Below are 2,376 nucleotides of genomic sequence, written 5' to 3'. Positions count from 1 at the left end.
GGCGTCCCGCCCGTCCAAAAAGGACGGGCGGGACGCCCATCCCACAAACTTGTGGAAGTTATTTAATTCTCATTCCTTAGATTTTAGAGGCGGCTTCCATTTGTCGCACTACTGTTAAAGCAGAATAGGATACACCTGCAGTACCTTCTCCGGGATGGGTGGAGTCGCCTACTAACCACAAGTTTTTAATTGGTGTGCGGTTGGCAAATCCGAAGGGGCCGAAGGTTGGTATTCGCTGCCCGATGCCGCCGACAACGCCTCTATCTCTCGCTGTATAGCGGGCAAAGGTGCGGGGGGTGGCGGCTTCTTGGTGTACGATCGACTCTGGCGTCAAATTGAAATATTCGCTCAAACGGGCGATCGCCCCTGCGGTATATTTTTGCTTCAATCCTTCATAATCAACCGAATTCCACCACATTCGAGTATCAGTAAATGAGGAAGCGATAATTGTCGCCATTCCCTCCGGTGCTCGCCCATCACCCGGATGACTGACTGAAACAAATAATGAATTATTCTCCCCAATCTCGCCGTCGTAATCGTAGAGAAACTGAAGGTGGGGCGGACAATTTGCCGGAATTGCGCTTTCATGCACTCCCAAATATATGACAAATGCACCGGATGCGGGCGGCAATTTATCAACTCGATATTTGTAGCCTGCCATTTGATTTGGGAGTTGATTTGTTGTCTCTGAAGTCTCTGATTTAACCGATAAATTATCTGTTAAATTGCCGACACTTGGCTCGCTTGACAACAATTTTACTAGATTTTGCGCTGTCACGTTGGCAACAATGCGATCGGCTGTTTCTGTCCAAACTTCGCCTGTTTTTTGATTGCGAATCACTGTACCGGTGGCTTTGCCATTTGCTGTGACAATACTTTCAACTGTATGCCGCAACAGGACTTTGCCGCCGTAGAGTTCGATCGCCTCTACCAGTCGATCGCTCAACACCTGCATACTTCCTTCTAGATGATACAATCCCTGCGGCTCTTGCGAAACTCCTAAAGCCGTGGCCGCGTAAAGTAGCGCCGTTTCTTCAGTATCAACTTGAGAATACAATTTTAACTGCAAATCCAGAAAAGTTTTCAAGCGCAAATTGTCGCCCAACCCACAAAGCCGCAAAGCATCTCCCACTGTCATAAAAGTGAAAGGCAAAGTAATTAGAGTATCGGGACGAACTGCTTGAATTAATTGCCAGAAATCCCAGAAGTTTCTGGGCGGTAAAACTGGATCGCGCCCTTGAAATTTCCAGCTAGCTTTGAACAATGCAGACAATAATTGCCAAAAAGGTTCGCTTCCGGGAAACTGTCGCTGCCTTTCTTCCTGCCACTTTTGCGGATCTCGCCACACGCTAATCGGTGCGGTTTCTCCCGGCAAAAACACCGCACAAGCGGGATCGCAGGGTGTCGCGGCGGGAAGTTCTATATCTAATTCTGAGAAAATTCGGTGGTGAATGCCTCCGGGTTCCAATCCTGCAACCTGCGTGGCGCCGACATCGAAGGTAAAGCCTTTGCGTTTGAAGGTGGAAGCGCATCCTCCGGGGACGATCGCCTGGTCTAAGACTAGCACTTTGTATCCTCTGCGGGCTAGCAGGGCTGCTGCTGTCAGCCCGCCGATGCCACCTCCAATTACCGTGACGCGGCCCTTAGTGTCTGTGGGACTGGATTTGCCAAAAGGGGTGCGATCGCCTGTCATAAATTTATTTATTGTAATATTTCTTAATATTATGCTCATATTTTGCAATAAAAAGCTCTTGTAGCGACAGGTTCAAATCTATCGCTACAAGAGGAAGGAGGTCGAGTTTAGAGGACTTTTTAGGGGTAAAATGCTCTGGGCGCACCCGGAGCGTTAGACTGTGGCGTGCCGATCAGAGAATCAGGGACGGCGCCACTTGTTGAGATAAGCTTCGCCAATCCCAGCCACAGCCTGCATTTGACCTAGCTGTTCCCGTAAAGCTTTGATGGTTCTTAGCTGTTCTTGAGACTGTTGCTGCAAAGCGTCGTAATTTCGCTGTATCGCCGCACTCTGGCTCAATTGATTTTCTAGAGATTGCAACTTGGTTAGTTGAACTTGGAAATCGCCGATCACACTTGACTTTTCTGCTAACTCGTGCTGCAAAGATTCATAACTCGACTTCGACACGGTTTCCTGCAATTGGCTTTCGAGATTTTGCTTTTCGGTGGCGAATTGCTGCTGCAAAGATTCCAGAGCACTGGATTTTTCGGCGAGTTGCTGGTGCAAAGATTCCAGAGCACTGGATTTTTCGGCTAGCTGTTGCACAAAGTCGTGTTCCCGATGTTCTTTTTCGGCGAGTTGCTGGTGCAAAGATTCCAGAGCACTGGATTTTTCGGCTAGCTGTTGCACAAAGTCGTGTTCCC

At 48.7% G+C, this 2,376-nt stretch carries 1 protein-coding gene and 1 pseudogene; both read right to left on the bottom strand.

Translation table 11 applies throughout. The features are described from left to right. Positions 1–76: 76 nt before the first annotated feature. Positions 77–1,693 carry an FAD-dependent oxidoreductase gene (locus QUB16_RS29855; RefSeq protein WP_333321755.1) on the bottom strand — a complete coding sequence of 539 codons (1,617 nt, stop codon included), beginning with the start codon at positions 1,691–1,693 and terminating at the stop codon, positions 77–79. A 180-nt stretch (positions 1,694–1,873) separates the two neighbouring features. Further along, a pseudogene (locus tag QUB16_RS29850) lies at positions 1,874–2,376 on the bottom strand (CopG family transcriptional regulator); the annotation flags it as partial.

The sequence above is a fragment of the Microcoleus sp. D3_18a_C4 genome (genome assembly GCF_036702415.1).
Taxonomy (GTDB): Bacteria; Cyanobacteriota; Cyanobacteriia; order Cyanobacteriales; family Microcoleaceae; genus Microcoleus.
The sequence above is the reverse complement of the archived record's forward strand: the minus strand, read 5'-3'. Positions and strand labels throughout refer to the sequence as shown.